Source organism: Agromyces albus, assembly GCF_004134825.1.
Lineage (GTDB): Bacteria > Actinomycetota > Actinomycetes > Actinomycetales > Microbacteriaceae > Agromyces > Agromyces albus.
On sequence record NZ_SDPN01000003.1, the window covers coordinates 17,946 to 31,908 of the forward strand.

Sequence of the window (13,963 nt, forward strand, 5' to 3'; positions counted from 1 at the left end):
GACGACGGGCTCTCAGCGACCGCCCAATGGGCCGAATCCGCTGAACGAGTCGAGAGCGCCGATCACCGCCGGCGTCAGGAGCACGATGAAGAGCACCGGCATCAGGCAGAACACCAGCGGGAAGATGATCTTCACCGAGACCTTCATCGCCTGCTCTTCCGCGCGCTGTCGGCGCTTGAGGCGCATCTCGCCGGCCTGAACCCGCAAGACGTCACCGATCGCGACTCCGTACGCATCCGCCTGGATCACGGCTCGGATGAAGCGTCGAAGGTCTTCTGAGTTCGTACGACGTTCGAGCTCGCCGAACGACTCGCGGCGGGTGCGGCCGATCGACATGTCCTGCAGCACCCGGATGAGCTCCTCGGCGAGCGGGCCGCGTCCGTTGCGAGCGGCCTTCGCCATCGCGCCGTCGAACCCGAGGCCGGCCTCGACCGCGATCGTCATCTGGTCGAGGGTGTCGGGCAACGCGCGCTTCATCGCCTCTTGACGATCGTGCGCCCGGCTGTTGATCAGACCGTCGGGGAGGAAGAAGAGGAGAAGGGTACCCGCGAGTGCCAACAGGATCTTCAGGGGGTGGGGTCCGCCGACGAGGACGAACATGAGCCCGAACAACCCGCCCACCGCGGTGAGCACGAGCTTCCAGGTGACGATCTTCGAGGGCGACCAGCCGATCGGACGCCCGGCGAAAGCGATCTGCTTCTCGAGCCAGCCCGTGTAGCCGTGCGGCGCCGCCTCAACGAGCGTTGCGCCGAGGCTCGATCGCTGCACCGGACCGAGTGTCGGATGAATCTCAGCGACAGGTTCCTCAGCGACACGGTTGCCGGGGAAGAGCACGAACACGAAGACGCCCAGCCCGAGTGCGGTCAGTGCGATCCCGGCGTATGCGAGCAACAAGGGACTCATCAGAACCTCACTCGTACCGCGAAGGTGACCCAGATCGACCCGACGATGAGGAGCACGACGGCCGCGATGAGGGCAAGCACTCCGATCGGGTTCAGGAAGAACGCGGCGAAGTACGTCGGCCGCAGGATCAGCAGCACGAAGAAGATCACGATCGGCAGCGCGATGAGGACGATGGCCGACAGCCGTCCCTCGGCGCTCAACGCCTTCACCTGCCGGCGGATCTCGTTACGTTCGCGGATCGTCTTGCCGACCCGGTCGAGCACTTCGGCGAGGTTGCCGCCGGTCTCCTGGTTGATGGCGATGGCTTGTGCGACCCATTCGAAGTCGTCGCTGCGCATGCGCTGGGCGGTGACGGCGAGCGAGTCGGCAAGGCTGCGCCCGAGGCGCGTCTCATTGACGACGCGGGCAAGCTCTTCGCTCATGGGAGCATCCGTGTCGCTCGCGGCCGCGGAGACGGTGCGCGAAAGCCCATGCCCCGCCCGGAGGCCACCCGCGACGAGCTGCACGGTGTCGTCGATCTGCTCGGCGAATCTCTCTCGCCGCTTCGAGGTGCGAAGGATCACGAGGATCTTCGCACCGACGGGCGCGAAGATCGCAAGCACGATGGCCCAGACGAAGGAGGTTCCATTGGAGAGCCCCAGGAGTACGCCGACAAGAGCGAAGACGCTCGCCGCTGATCCGATCAGCACGAGGAATCCGCCGGGCTCGGTCTTGATCCCGGCCAGCTCGAGCTCCTCAGGCCCGAATGCGCGGCGCGACCGCTTCGAGACCGCATTCTCGACCGCGGCGGTCGTGCGCTCAGCCGCTCTTGAGAGCGCCGAGACGTGTTCGACGCCGGGCGCGCGCCGACGATCCGAGGCGACCCGCGGTGCGGGTGGGGCGAGCACGAAGAACACCAGTACGAATGCGGCGAGCATGGCGATAGCCAGGCCGGCGACGAGGGTCGCGGGGTTCATCGGATCTCTCCGAGTATCCCCCGGACATTCGTCTGGAACAGCGACACCGGCAGCGGAATGCCGTGATCGGCGACCTTTTCGGCGAAACGGGGTCGCACGCCCGTCGGCTCGATACGCCCGCGAAGCCGACCGTCCTCGTCGTAACCGGCCGAGTAGTCGAAGGTGAACGCGTCCTGGAGGGTGATGATCTCGCCCTCCATGCCGTGGACCTCGGTGATGTGGGTGACGCGGCGAGCGCCGTCCTTATGGCGCGTGATCTGGACGATGAGGTCGATGGCTGATGAGATCTGCTCGCGGATCGCCCTGAGGGGCAGGTCCATACCGGCCATGAGCACGAGCGTCTCCATCCGGCTGATGGCGTCGCGCGGGGAGTTGGCGTGGAGCGTGGAGATCGATCCTTCGTGACCCGTGTTCATCGCCTGCAGCATGTCGAGGCTCTCCGGGCCACGAACCTCGCCGACGACGATACGGTCCGGCCTCATTCGGAGCGAGTTGCGCACGAGATCGCGGATCGTGATCTCACCGCGACCCTCGATGTTCGGCGGACGCGACTCGAGGCGCACGACGTGTTCCTGCTGAAGCTGGAGCTCCACGGCATCTTCGATGGTGATGATGCGCTCATCGCTCGGGATGAACCCGGACAGCACATTCAGCATCGTCGTCTTGCCTGTGCCAGTGCCCCCGGAGACCAGGATGTTCAGCTTGGCTCGCACGGCCGCATCGAGCACCGTGGCGACTTCTCGGGTCAGTGTGCCGAAGTTCACGAGGTCTTCGACCGTATACGGGGTCGCCGCGAACTTGCGGATCGTCAGCGACGAACCGTTCACGGCGAGCGGCGGGATGATCGCGTTGACGCGCGACCCGTCTTGGAGGCGGGCGTCCACGAGCGGGGACGACTCGTCGATGCGTCGGCCGACCCGCGACACGATGCGCTCGATCACGCGGCGCAACTGCGGCTCGCCGGTGAACCGGTGGTGCGTCTCCGTGAGCCGACCGTTGCGCTCGACGTAGAGCTGGTCGAATCGGTTGACCATGATCTCGGTGATGGTCGGGTCGGCGAGCAGCGGTTCCAGCGGGCCGTACCCGAGCACGTCTGCGCCGATGTCGTCGATCAGCCGGTTGCGTTCCGCCGTCGAGAGGGCGAGCTGTTCGCCCGCGACGATCTCAGCAAGCTCGGACCGGGCTATCGCGTGCAGTTGCTCCTCGGTGAGACTCGCGTCGCTGAGGCGCGTGCCGATGCGAGCGAACAGCTCCTGGGCGGCCTTTTCCTTCACTGCGGCGAGTGGGTCCGCCTGCGCAGCCGGCTTTGACATCGGATGGGCGACGGGAGCGAGTGGCGCGACCGGCGGCGTTTGGAACAACGATTCGGTCGGAGCGTCAGTCATCGGGGGGTTCGGTGCGACATCGGCCGTCGAGTCGCCGGCAGGCAGGACCGGCGGTTCCACCTCGGTGGGAACGAGCTGTGGACTGCGGATCGCATTCAGTCGTTCACTCAGATTCATTCGAACGCCTCCTTCTGTGGATCCGGGCGCGCTTGGGCTGGGCGTCGGGTGCGATCCGCATCACGAGGGAACGAATCGCCTTTGAAGCCGGGTCGCGGACATCGTCGTGAATGAGCGGAACGCCCCGATTGCTCGCCAGGAGCACAGCCGAGGATCGAGGCACCTCGACGTCGACCGGCGCGCCGATGATGTTCTCCACATCGCGGGTCGTCAGACCACTCTGACGATCGGTCTGGTTCAGGATGATGTGGCGATTCGCCGGCGTGAGTGCCAGCCGGCGGAGCAACTCGAACTCCGTACGCATCGCCCTCAGGCTGGGCACGCTCATGTTCGTCACGAAGATCGCGTCGGTCACGTTTTCGAGGAGTGCGAGCGTGTGTTCGCCAAGGCCGGGCGTGGTGTCGACGATGACGTACCGAAAGGTCGTCCGCAGCCGCCCGATGAGTACGGCGAGCGCCGCGGCGGCGATCGCGTCTCCGGCCTCAGGTGACGGAGCGCTCGCGACGACGAAGAAGCCGTCGGCGTGATGGGTCAAGGCCGTCTTCAGCACCAGTTCGTCGGCGGCAGCGGCTCCAGCGGCCTCGACGATCGTGCGCTCGGGAGTGAGCCCCAGTGCCGCCGTGATATCGCCGAACTGAAGATCCGCGTCGACGAGCACGACCGAGTTGGGCGCGATCTCGGCGAGACCGGTGGCCAGATTGATCGCGATCGTCGTCTTGCCTTGGCCGCCCTTCGGCGCCACTACAGCAATCGCCTCGCTTCGCACCCCGGATTCGAGCGGCGGGAACTCCCATTCCTGCTCGGGTTCCGTCTGGGTGAGCGAGTCGAGATCGCGTTCGAGTTCGAGCACGAGATCCTCGTCAACGTCGACGTCGGAGATCGTCTGGGCTGCCGCCCCGCTCACCAGCGCAGCCAGCAGATCGTCGGATGCCTCGCCGGTCTCTTCCTCGATCGGCATCGCGAAGTCCTGCTCGTCGGCGCGCCCGTTGACAACGAGCCACGCGGAGAGCCGTCTGATGAGTTCGATGGTGGTCTCATCAGTGGCCAACGGGCTCAGGACGGCGTGGAGCGACAACTCGTCGACCCAGTCCTCGAGGTCGGACCGTTGCTCGCGCACGACGACCAGGCCGATGTCGGGGTGTCGCTCGGTGAGCTCCTTCAAGAGCCCGCGCGTCTCCTCAAAATTCAGTACCGGCCCGAGCAGGGCGATCCGCGGTGTTCCCTCGACACGTTCCATCACCGCGTCGACGCCGAATGTGAGGAACTCGCCGGTGATGACCGTGAGCCGGCCGCCGAGTAGTGCCCGGAGACGGGACTCGTATTCGGCGGAACGGCTCACGAGCAGGAAGGGATTCATTGCCAGGCGTTGCTTCCGTCGACAGGGCTGGAGCCACTGTTGTCGGTCTGCTCATTCTCGAGCGTGAGCCACATCTGCGCGTAATTGGCCGACTCCCCCTCGGTGAACCACACCCAGCGCTCGACGTCATGTGCCGTGAGAGCGATCGTCACCATGATGCTGTCCTGCGATCCCTGCTCCGAGACTTCCTCCGACTCGGGGTCGGGCGTGACGACGCCTTGCACCTTCGTGACGAGCACGCCGTGGAACGCGAAGTTGGTGATCGGGTTGATCACGTCCTCCTCCTCGCCGGGTTCGTCGGGATCGACGGTTCCCACGAGGCCGATGTGGTCGCCGGCTCGCACCTGCCCACCGACGACGCGGTCAGCCGGGAGCGTGAATGAGATGATCTGCATTCCTGCTGGGATCGGGGTTTCGCCGCGAGCGGCCAAATCTGCCGGATCGAGGAAGCGCGCTTCGGCGAGTTGCTCCCCAGGGAGAATGTCCGCTTCGGCGACGAGGCCGACGAGATCGGCGAGATCGGCGACGGCGCCATCGACGAGGTTGCGCTGCGGAACGGTGTCCACCCTCACGAACTCTTCGACGGATTCGCCGGTCGCCCCCTTGGGGATCAGCTCCTCCACGATGTACACATCGGTGAGTTCAGCGCCGTCCGCGGCGCGAGCATCTGCGGCGCGCACATAAGTGACGAGGACGAAGGCGCCGACAGCGGCAAGGATGACGGCGACGATCGCGCCGATGATTCTGGTTTTCATGTCGGGTCCTAGTTGCTCTGGATGGTCAGTGTGGCGGCTTAGGGCGCCGGGCCGGGATCACTCGATGAGAAGGATGACGGGATTGGGGGGACCAAGCACCCAGGAGTCTTCGGGGGTCACATAACTGATGAACCGCCCTTCGAATCCGAGCGAGCCCCAGTCCTTTGGAAGATGGCAGGTCTCCCCGGATTCGCATGCATCGACCTGATCACTTCCGTTCACTTTCACGTGGATGCCGATGATGTCGAATGCAGCGAACTTCGAGATGCAGTACGACTTCCCAGCGGGTGGAGTACCTTCACATTCGCTCGCGAGCGAGTAGACCGGAACGAGGATCGTGCGACCGACAAAGCAGGCGAACAGCTTCTCTACGTTGGACTTGGGCTTGCCTGGGAGCGACGAGAGTGAACATCCGATCTGGGCTGCGGCAGACGCCAGCTCAGCATCCGTGAGGTCACATTTGCCGGTGTTACCGGTGGTGATCGTTGTGAAATCACCGAGTGTGACGTCCTTGATGCAGGAATCCGTTCCGTCGTCGAGCCAGCCGAATCCGCCGGGAACAGACCCTGAACACGGATCGTTGTCGATGGGGATGAATTCCACCGAACCGGTTCCGCTCGGCACCGAACACTCGCCGATTGCGAACGGCACGACGGTGGCTGCGGTGCCCTCCTCCCACTCGGCGGTCGCTCGTGCGGCAACCCTCGTGTGACTCGGGTCGCCGTCACCGTCGATCAGCGAGGCGAAGAAGTGGGGAAAATCGGCTGCGGTCGTGACCGTCGCCTGCCGTTTCCCGAAATCGATCACGGGTGCTTCTGCGGCTCCGGGGAAGGTGCCGCCGTTTCCGGCCACGAACCCATCCGCCACTGTCTGCGCAGTTCCAGCACATGTCGTCTCGTCTATGCCGCATGACCGTGCCACCGCGAGTGCGGCGGCATCGGCGCCGAGCTGCAGCTGTGTTCGCTCGGCATGTTGTGCCGAGACGTCGAACGCAAGTGCGCCGAAGCCCATCATCGGAATGAGGAGGAATGTGATGAGCACGGCGTTCGCGCCCCGCTCGTCGCGGACGAGGCGCATGAAGTGTTTCGCCATCATCGGCATGGCATCCTCCCTGTTGCATTCAGTTCGACGGGGCTCCCGATGGCCGTGGTGAACCACGTCGTGATCGAGCCGGGAGACACGCTGATGAACGCTGTCGCCTCACCGCCGCCCGCGCAATCCGCCGCGACGTCGATCGTCGCAGTCGACCAATCGACGAGGCCGGGAATCTTGGCTTTCTCGATCGCGTCTGCGATGACGCTCGGCTCCTCATGATGGATCCCCGCATAGCGGGCTGCGATACCGGCTGCGTCCGTCAATGTGGCCTGGATGTTCCAGAGCCGCGAGAATTCGACCACCGTGAGCAGGAGCATGATCACCATCGGGAAGACCAGGGCGAACTCGACGGCAGCGGCTCCCCGCTCCTTCAGAGAACGCTCACGAGAACGCATACCGTCCACCCCTACTGATGAGGGGGTTCGGGATGACTGGCATCCCGAACCCCGCTGAATCGCTTGATGCGATGGCTCAGCTCACGCCCTGAGCGTCCATCCACGTGCCGATCTCGGCGACGAAGGTGGTCAGGATGGGGGTGAGGCCGATTGCGGCGACAACCAGCGCGATGGCGACGAGGCCGAGCACGAGCGCGTACTCAACCGCGTTCGCGCCTTCCTCTTCGGTGCGGACGGAGTTGATCAGCGCGCGAGCGCGCGAGTATGCCTTGAGCATTTCAAATTCCTTCGGGTAGCAGGAAACACCGCACGGCTCCTGCGGGTACAGGAGGTAATGCAGTCGCCGCATCGGTGCAGCAGGTAGTTGCAGGTATACCCGTGATCGAACCGGGCCCGCTCACCCCATTTCGGGGGATCCTCACCTTCTTGGGGCTGGCCCTCGGCGCGGCATCCGGTTTCCCGCCCCGGGTTGTGCCGGCTACGGCCCGACGAACAGCACCGCCAGCAACGCCCCCACGAGCATCGACGGCCCGAACGGGATCGACCCGCGCAGCGTCACTCGGCGCAGAATCAGCGCGACCAGTGCGATCACGCCGCCGACAACGAATGCAGCGAGCAGCCCGACGAGCCACGCCGTGAGCCCGAACCAGCCGACCAGCAGTCCGACGAGGAGTGCGAGCTTCACGTCGCCCATGCCCATCGACGACGGCGAGATGATCGCGAGCAGCAAGTAGACCGCGAACATCGCGGCCGCCCCGGCAATGGCGAAGATGGGGGACAGCCACTCGCCCGTCGCGGCAGTTGCGGCCATGAGGAGCACTCCGACGGCCAGGAGGGCCGGAAAGACGACCGCGTTGGGCAGGCGTTTCTCGGCGAGATCCACGATCGAGAGCACCGTCGTGGCGGCCGCGAATGCGAGCAGCGGCGCCAGGGTCAGCGTGGGGCCGAAGCGCAACGCGAGCGCGCCGAAGATCACGGCGGTCGTCGCGGCGGCGACGATGCGCACCGTGCGCTGCTGCGGCATCCGCTCGCCCAGCATCGACCGGCGAGCCCAGTCGGAGAGCGGCCACCAGCCGAGGGCGGCGCCGAGGACGACCGCGAGCACGACGGTGATCTCGGTCGCGAGCGGCATGGTGTGCAGCGTAGCGGGAAGCGGTGGCGCTACGCCTCGCCGCGCGAGAGGTCGACCATCTCGTCGCGCGGAACGACCTTGACGCGCATGCGACCCTCGGCCGCGCCGAGCGACTTCTCGTGCTCGTCGAGGCGGTGCCAGCCGTCGAGATCGGTGTAGCGGATGCCGCGCGACTCGAGCATCTCGATCACCGACTCCTCTGAGGGCGACTCGGGCCGCCACCAATTGCCGAGGTCGTTGATGACGTGGCGGATGGTCTCCATGGCGTCGGACTTCGTGTGCCCGATGAGCCCCACCGGCCCGCGCTTGATCCACCCCGTGGCGTAGACGCCGTACATCTGCCGGCTGTCGCCCGTCTCCTGGTCATGGATGAGCACTTGGCCCTCATGGTTCGGGATCACGCCGAAGTCCTTGTCGAACGGGATGCCCGGCAGCGGCGTGCCGAAGTAGCCCACCGCCCGGTAGACGGCCTGCACGGGCAGCTCGCGGATCTCGCCGGTGCCGACCACGCCGCCCTCGCCGTCGGGCGCGGTGCGTTCCCAGCGGAACGCGCCCACGCGCCCGGTGCCGTCGTCGACGATCTCGAGCGGCTTCGCGAAGAAGTGCAGGTGCAGGCGTCGCGACGCCGTGCCGACCTCGCGCTGGCGCCACTGGTTCAGCACCTTGTCGATCACGAAGACCTGCTTGTTGCCGGCCACCGCAGCGCGCGCCGCGTCGTCATAGTCGAAGTCCTCGTCGTAGAGGATCATGTCGACGTCGCGCAGCTCGCCGAGCTCGCGCAGCTCGAGCGGCGTGAACTTCACCGAGGTGGGACCGCGCCGGCCGAACACGTGAACGTCGGTGATGGGCGAGGCGGCGAGACCGGCCGCGACGTTCGCCGGGATCTCGGTGGGCATGAGGTCTTCGACGTGCTTCGCGAGGATGCGCGACACGTCGAGCGCCACGTTGCCGTTGCCGATGACGGCAGCTTGACGGGCCTCGAGCGGCCACGTGCGCGGCACGTCGGGGTGCCCGTCGAACCAGCTCACGAAGTCGGCCGCGCCGTAGGATCCGTCGAGGTCGTGCCCGGGGATGCGCAGTGAGGCATCGCGCACCGCGCCGGTCGCGAAGATCACCGCGTTGTAGTGCTTCTTCAGGTCGTCGAGCGTGATGTCTTCGCCGAAGCGCACATTTCCGAAGATGCGGATGTCGCCACGGTCGAGCACCTCGCGGAGTGCCGTGATGATGCCCTTGATGCGCGGGTGGTCGGGGGCGACGCCGTAGCGCACGAGCCCGTAGGGCGCCGGAAGGTGATCGAACAGGTCGATCGAGACGTCGAAGTGGCGCTCGGCCTTCAGCAGGATGTCGGCGGCGTAGATGCCGGCGGGGCCGGCTCCGACGATCGCCAGTCTCAACTTGTTCTTCACTAGCTCTGTCTCTCCACGATCGTTTCCGCAAAGCGCGTGAGCGCCTTCTTCACGCTGCCCTCGGGCAGCGGGGCGAGCGCCGCGACGGCCTCGCGCGCCCAACGGTGCGCCTCAGCGAGCGTAGCGCGGGTGGCCTCGTGCTCGCGGAGCTCGGCGACGATCGCGTCGACGGTCTCTCGCGACGGCACGATGCGCGACGCCTGGGTGTTGGTGTCGATCGCCTCGGGGGCGGTCGGGTCGGTCACGATGACGACGTCTCGCTCGATGCGTTCGAGGAGGGCGGCGGATGCGGCATCCGACTTCGCGTGCTCTGACAACCTCAGCAGCGGCAGCGTGACCACACCGGCACGCAGGTCGGTGCCGGGAACCTTGCCGGTCTCGGCGGGCTGCGGCGAGAGGTCGATGACGTCGTCGACGAGCTGGAAGGCGACGCCGATCTTCTCACCGAAGGCGATGATGGGCGCCTCGAACGCGGGGTCGGCGCCCGAGAAGATGATGCCGGCCTGGGCGGCGGCGGCGATGAGCGAGCCGGTCTTGTCGGCGAGCACCTGGATGTAGTGCGCGATCGGGTCTTCGCCGTCGGCCGGGCCCACGGTCTCGTGCAGCTGGCCGAGCACGAGGCGTTCGAACGTGTTGGCCTGCAGTCGGATGGCGCCCTCGCCGAGGCTCGCCATGAGCTGGCTGGCGCGCGCGAACAGCAGGTCTCCGGTGAGGATCGCGACCGAATTGCCCCAAACGGTCTGCGCGCTCGGCACGCCCCGGCGTCGGTCGGCCTCGTCCATGACGTCGTCGTGATAGAGGCTCGCGAGGTGCGTGATCTCGATCGCCTGGGCCGCGGTGACGACGTCGTCGGTGACGCCGGCGCCGAGCTGCGCCGTGAGCAGGGTGAGCATCGGGCGAACGCGCTTGCCGCCCGCCTCGAACAGGTAGCGCGTCGAGACGTCGGCGATCGAATCGGCGAAGCGCACCTCGCGTTCGAGCCCCGACTCGACCCGATCGAGCCCGTCGTCGATCGCCTTCGCCATGGCGCGATCGGCTGACGTGGCGAAGACGCGCTCGCTCAGGCCGAGGTTCGCAGCGAGCGAAGAGCCTCGACGGGCGACCGGGTGGCTCGGATTCACGTCCCCAGCCTACCGGTGAGGTTTCGAGCGGATGTCGCGCGGTGTCAGGCGGCGGGCTTGCGGCCTCGGTGCAGCGCGACGACGCCGAGGGTGAGGTTGCGCCACGCGACATCCGTGTAACCGGCCTCGCGGATCCAGGCGGCGAGCGCGCGCTGGTCGGGCCACGCGTTGATGGACTCGTTGAGGTACTCGTAGGCGTCGTCGTTCGAGCTCGAGAGCTTCACGAGCGAGGGCATGACGTAGCGCTGGTAGGCGTGGTAGCCGGCCCGCACGACACCGACCGGCGGGTGCGAGAACTCGCAGACGACGAGGCGACCGCCCGGCTTCGTGACGCGGAAGAACTCGGCGAGGGCCTTCTTCGGGTCGTTGACGTTGCGCAGGCCGAACGAGATCGTGACGGCATCGAACTCGTCGTCGCCGAACGGGAGCTTCGTGGCATCCGCTTCGACGAAGACGAGATTCGGCACCTGCGCCTGCCGGCGGCGGCCGACCTCGATCATGCCCGGCGAGAAGTCGGCGGCGACGACGGATGCCCCGGACTTCGCGAGGCTCGCGCTCGACGTGCCCGTGCCCGCCGCGACGTCGAGGATGCGCTCCCCCGCCTTCGGCGCGACCGCCCGCGTCGTGGCGACGCGCCAGAGCGGTGCATTGCCGACCGAGAGCACCGTGTTCGTGCGGTCGTACCGGGCCGCGACCCGATCGAACATCGCCGACACCTGCTCGGGCTCCTTGCCGAGGTCTGCGCGCATCATCCTTCGAGTCTACGGTCGGATGCCGCGAGGCTGCGGGCCGGGGAGGGTGCGAAGCTGCGGGTTGAGGAGGGCCGCAGATGGCGGACGTAGGCTGGTGCGGTGAACCACACGGATGCCCCGCCGCGGCACGCCGCTCCTGCACGCCTCGTCGTGCGTACCGAGCCGGTCGATGAGCTCGCTCCGCTGATCCCCCGGGCCGACCCGCGGCATCCGTTGCTCTGGATGCGACGCGGCGAGGGCATCGTGGGCCTCGGCGAGACGCTCCGCATCGAGTCGAGCGGCGCCACTCGCGTCGAGGACGCCGCCGCCGCGTGGACCGAGCTCTCCGCGCTGGCCGACATCGACGACCGCGTGGGGCTTCCCGGCACGGGGCTCGTGGCGTTCGGCGCGTTCGCATTCGCCGACGAGTCCGAGGCGACGAGCGTGCTCGTGGTGCCCGAGCTCGTGCTCGGCCGTCGCGACGGGCGCGCGTGGGTCACCCGCATCTCGCTCGCGACGGGCGACGACGAGGCAGCGGATGCCGCGGCATCCGTTCCCCTCGAGATCCCCGAGCCCACGCCGAAGCGTCGCGTGCCGCGCGTCACGTTCGCACCGGGATCCGTGCCCCCAGCGGAATATGAGGCGGCCGTCGCCGAGGCCGTGCGCCGCATCGACGCCGGCGAGCTCGAGAAGGTCGTGCTCGCCCGGCAGCTCGTCGGCGAGCTGCACGAGGAGGACGGCCTTCGCGCGACCATCAACCGCCTCGCCGAGGACTACCCCGACACGTGGGTGTTCGCTGTCGACGGCCTCATCGGCGCGAGCCCCGAGACGCTCGTGCGCGTCGACCACGGCACCGTCTCGGCCCGCGTGCTGGCCGGCACGACCTCGCGCGGCGCGGGCGAGGCATCCGATCGCGAACGCGCTGTAGCCCTCGCCGCGTCAGCGAAGGACCGCGCCGAACACGCCCTCGCCGTCGCGAGCGCCGTGAAGCGGCTCGCACCGCACACCGCTCGTCTCGACACGAGCCCCGAGCCGTTCACCCTGCAGCTGCCGAACCTCTGGCACCTCGCGACCGACCTGAAGGGCACGCTCGGCGACGGATCGAGCGCGCTCGACCTCGTGCGCGCGGTGCACCCGACCGCGGCCGTCGCCGGCACGCCGCGCAGGGTCGCACTCCCGGTGATCGCGGAGCTCGAGGGCTTCGATCGCGGGCGCTACGCGGGCCCCGTGGGCTGGATCGACGGCGACGGAGACGGCGAATGGGCGATCGCGTTGCGGTGCGCGCAGGTCGACGGCGACGGAACCGTCACGGCATATGCCGGTTGCGGCATAGTCCACGATTCGGTGCCCGCCGACGAGCTCGCCGAGACCGTCATGAAGTTCCGGCCGATCGTGGAGGCATTCGGCGGCTGAGGATTCCTCCATATGCTCGAAGCTGGGGGTAGAGTCCTACCGACGAACGCCGAACCGCGAGTGAGGCGTGCGGGAGGAGTGTCTGTGAGCGACGCGAAGGCGGCGGAGAACGCCGCGTTTCCCTCGAGTTCTCGTGCCGAGCGACCGGCCACGATCTACGACGTGGCGCGTGTCGCGGGGGTCTCCCACCAGACCGTGAGTCGGCATCTGAAGGGCTTCGCCGGCATCCGGCCCGAGACCCGGGAGCGCGTGGAGCGTGCGCTCGAGAGCCTCGACTATCGACCCAACATGACGGCGCGAACGCTCGCGACCAACCGTTCGCACCGGGTCGGTGCGCTCACACATGAGATCTCGCAAGTCGGCCCGAGCAAGATCATGCAGGGGGCATCCGCGGCCGCACGCGAGGCGGGCTACCTGCTCGACATCGTCTCCCTCGACGTCGAGGACGCGAGCGCCGTGCAGCAGGCACTGACCCTCATCACGCAGCAGGACATCGCAGGGCTCATCGCCTTCTCCTCGACGGATGTCATGACCGAGGCCTTCGTCTCGAGGGACTTCCCGATGCCCACCCTCATCGAAGTCGAGGATGACGACCTCGTCGGCGGGCACCCGACGAGCCTCAACTTCCGTGGTTTCCGTGCGGTCGTCGACCACCTCGTGGGCCTCGGCCACACGCGCTTCTTCCACATCGCCGGTCCGCCCGGATGGGTCTCGGCTCGCAACCGCGAACTGTCGTACGCGCGAGCCCTCGCCGAACACGGGCTCACCTCACTCGGGACCGCACACGGGGACTGGTCGTCGGCGTCGGGCTTCGCGGCGGCGGAACAGATCTCGGCAGCACTCGGGGTCACGGCGGTCGTCGTCTCGAACGACCAGATGGCGCTCGGTGCGATGCTGTCGTTGAAGCGGCGGGGGATCCGTGTTCCCGACGACGTCAGCGTCACCGGATTCGACGACATTCCCGAGGCGGCGTACTTCCAGCCGCCGCTCACGACGGTGCGGCTCGACTTCGACACCCAGGGGCGCGCGTCGTTCCACCGGCTGCTTCGACTCATCGAGGGGCCGTCGGCTTCGCCGCCGCCGCCGCTCACGATCGAGCTCATGGTGCGGGAATCGACGAGCCGCCCGCCCACGTGACGTTTTGGGCAACGAATTCATCACGGGGGCTTGTTACCGGTAACAAAGACGGGTAGCTTT

At 67.4% G+C, this 13,963-nt stretch carries 14 protein-coding genes; 2 read left to right on the forward strand and 12 right to left on the reverse strand.

Annotated elements, in window-relative coordinates; translation table 11 throughout:
• Positions 1–12: 12 nt before the first annotated feature.
• The 12 genes from ESP51_RS02400 to ESP51_RS02455 form a co-directional block, all read right to left on the reverse strand.
• Entirely contained in the window at positions 13–903 is an 891-nt protein-coding gene (locus tag ESP51_RS02400; protein ID WP_129519298.1) for a type II secretion system F family protein, read from the reverse strand.
• On the reverse strand, positions 903–1,859 hold the full coding sequence (locus ESP51_RS02405; RefSeq protein ID WP_129519299.1) for a type II secretion system F family protein: 957 nt from the start codon (positions 1,857–1,859) through the stop codon (positions 903–905). Before ESP51_RS02405 ends, ESP51_RS02400 begins: the two co-directional genes overlap by 1 nt.
• Positions 1,856–3,361, reverse strand: coding sequence for a TadA family conjugal transfer-associated ATPase (locus ESP51_RS02410; RefSeq protein WP_129519300.1), 1,506 nt, complete (start codon positions 3,359–3,361; stop codon positions 1,856–1,858). The genes ESP51_RS02405 and ESP51_RS02410 overlap by 4 nt, the downstream gene beginning before the upstream one ends.
• The gene (locus ESP51_RS02415; protein ID WP_129519301.1) at positions 3,348–4,718 is read right to left on the reverse strand and encodes a CpaE/TadZ family protein; all 1,371 of its coding nucleotides are present in this window, start codon (positions 4,716–4,718) and stop codon (positions 3,348–3,350) included. The genes ESP51_RS02410 and ESP51_RS02415 overlap by 14 nt, the downstream gene beginning before the upstream one ends.
• On the reverse strand, positions 4,715–5,473 hold the full coding sequence (cpaB, locus tag ESP51_RS02420; RefSeq protein ID WP_129519302.1) for a Flp pilus assembly protein CpaB: 759 nt from the start codon (positions 5,471–5,473) through the stop codon (positions 4,715–4,717). Before cpaB ends, ESP51_RS02415 begins: the two co-directional genes overlap by 4 nt.
• A gap of 57 nt (positions 5,474–5,530) precedes the next feature.
• The gene (locus tag ESP51_RS02425) at positions 5,531–6,574 is read right to left on the reverse strand and encodes a TadE/TadG family type IV pilus assembly protein (RefSeq protein WP_129519303.1); all 1,044 of its coding nucleotides are present in this window, start codon (positions 6,572–6,574) and stop codon (positions 5,531–5,533) included.
• Complete coding sequence (locus ESP51_RS02430; RefSeq protein ID WP_129519304.1) at positions 6,565–6,963, reverse strand: TadE/TadG family type IV pilus assembly protein; 399 nt, start codon at positions 6,961–6,963, stop codon at positions 6,565–6,567. The genes ESP51_RS02425 and ESP51_RS02430 overlap by 10 nt, the downstream gene beginning before the upstream one ends.
• A 76-nt stretch (positions 6,964–7,039) precedes the next feature.
• Positions 7,040–7,240 carry a Flp family type IVb pilin gene (locus ESP51_RS02435; protein ID WP_129519305.1) on the reverse strand — a complete coding sequence of 67 codons (201 nt, stop codon included), beginning with the start codon at positions 7,238–7,240 and terminating at the stop codon, positions 7,040–7,042.
• 201 nt (positions 7,241–7,441) lie between these two features.
• A complete protein-coding gene (locus ESP51_RS02440) occupies positions 7,442–8,095 on the reverse strand; it encodes a prepilin peptidase (RefSeq protein ID WP_129519306.1) in 654 nt (217 codons plus the stop codon).
• A 29-nt stretch (positions 8,096–8,124) separates the two neighbouring features.
• On the reverse strand, positions 8,125–9,501 hold the full coding sequence (locus ESP51_RS02445) for an FAD-dependent oxidoreductase (protein ID WP_129519307.1): 1,377 nt from the start codon (positions 9,499–9,501) through the stop codon (positions 8,125–8,127).
• On the reverse strand, positions 9,501–10,622 hold the full coding sequence (locus tag ESP51_RS02450) for a polyprenyl synthetase family protein (RefSeq protein WP_129519308.1): 1,122 nt from the start codon (positions 10,620–10,622) through the stop codon (positions 9,501–9,503). Before ESP51_RS02450 ends, ESP51_RS02445 begins: the two co-directional genes overlap by 1 nt.
• A 44-nt stretch (positions 10,623–10,666) precedes the next feature.
• Positions 10,667–11,374, reverse strand: coding sequence for a demethylmenaquinone methyltransferase (locus tag ESP51_RS02455; protein WP_241842933.1), 708 nt, complete (start codon positions 11,372–11,374; stop codon positions 10,667–10,669).
• A gap of 99 nt (positions 11,375–11,473) precedes the next feature.
• On the opposite strand from ESP51_RS02455, the gene ESP51_RS02460 reads away from it, so the two are divergent.
• A complete protein-coding gene (locus tag ESP51_RS02460; protein ID WP_129519309.1) occupies positions 11,474–12,766 on the forward strand; it encodes an isochorismate synthase in 1,293 nt (430 codons plus the stop codon).
• Positions 12,767–12,850: 84 nt separating this feature from the next.
• Positions 12,851–13,903 (forward strand): LacI family DNA-binding transcriptional regulator, encoded by a 1,053-nt coding sequence (locus tag ESP51_RS02465; protein ID WP_164990362.1) that lies wholly within the window; start codon positions 12,851–12,853, stop codon positions 13,901–13,903.
• Positions 13,904–13,963 lie beyond the last annotated feature (60 nt).

Coding starts and splice junctions, on each gene's coding strand:
- ESP51_RS02400 (WP_129519298.1), bottom strand. CDS start 903: ATGAGTCCCTTGTTGCTCGCATACGCCGGGATCGCACTGACCGCACTC.
- ESP51_RS02405 (WP_129519299.1), bottom strand. CDS start 1,859: ATGAACCCCGCGACCCTCGTCGCCGGCCTGGCTATCGCCATGCTCGCC.
- ESP51_RS02410 (WP_129519300.1), bottom strand. CDS start 3,361: ATGAATCTGAGTGAACGACTGAATGCGATCCGCAGTCCACAGCTCGTT.
- ESP51_RS02415 (WP_129519301.1), bottom strand. CDS start 4,718: ATGAATCCCTTCCTGCTCGTGAGCCGTTCCGCCGAATACGAGTCCCGT.
- cpaB (WP_129519302.1), bottom strand. CDS start 5,473: ATGAAAACCAGAATCATCGGCGCGATCGTCGCCGTCATCCTTGCCGCT.
- ESP51_RS02425 (WP_129519303.1), bottom strand. CDS start 6,574: ATGCCGATGATGGCGAAACACTTCATGCGCCTCGTCCGCGACGAGCGG.
- ESP51_RS02430 (WP_129519304.1), bottom strand. CDS start 6,963: ATGCGTTCTCGTGAGCGTTCTCTGAAGGAGCGGGGAGCCGCTGCCGTC.
- ESP51_RS02435 (WP_129519305.1), bottom strand. CDS start 7,240: ATGCTCAAGGCATACTCGCGCGCTCGCGCGCTGATCAACTCCGTCCGC.
- ESP51_RS02440 (WP_129519306.1), bottom strand. CDS start 8,095: ATGCCGCTCGCGACCGAGATCACCGTCGTGCTCGCGGTCGTCCTCGGC.
- ESP51_RS02455 (WP_241842933.1), bottom strand. CDS start 11,374: ATGATGCGCGCAGACCTCGGCAAGGAGCCCGAGCAGGTGTCGGCGATG.